This is a genomic window from Microbulbifer mangrovi (assembly GCF_002009015.1).
Lineage (GTDB): Bacteria > Pseudomonadota > Gammaproteobacteria > Pseudomonadales > Cellvibrionaceae > Microbulbifer > Microbulbifer mangrovi.
This window is the reverse complement of sequence record NZ_LZDE01000035.1, coordinates 1-418: the sequence shown is the minus strand read 5'-3', so window position 1 is coordinate 418 and position 418 is coordinate 1. Positions and strand designations below refer to the sequence as shown.

Below are 418 nucleotides of genomic sequence, written 5' to 3'. Positions count from 1 at the left end.
TCCCGCGGAGGGCCGAAGGCCCGTAGCAAACTGCCTGGCTTTGTTAATTGGCTCTACCTCGACACCAAGATGCCAACTGGACTCGCCAATAATATTGCCAAGCCAACTATACCTATACTAAGCGCTGAAACACTAACGCTGGCCAATTTTGAAACAAGCCTCTCCTCAGAATATCTTCTAACTAGAACTCCAAGAAAAATTAGTGCAAGAGATGCCAAAATCGTGAAAGCAGCCATAAAGTAACTAATAGACGTGGAACCATCGTTGCTGTAGCCACTGAATTTGTGCCACTGCCAAATCCCATGAAAAATACGCTCACCGATACCTAGCCATTGCACAATAGCCGCAACCATCAAGATTATTACTGCTACTCGGTAGGTGTGTTTCATTGCCAATTAACGCCCGCAACAGGGGCGAC

The 418-nt window shown here is 46.7% G+C and carries 1 protein-coding gene; it reads left to right on the top strand.

Annotation, left to right across the window (positions count from 1 at the left end):
- The coding region (locus tag B4U49_RS19200; RefSeq protein ID WP_204902943.1) for a hypothetical protein at window positions 1-243 on the top strand (243 nt) is incomplete at its 5' end.
- Between the last annotated feature and the right edge of the window lie 175 nt (window positions 244-418).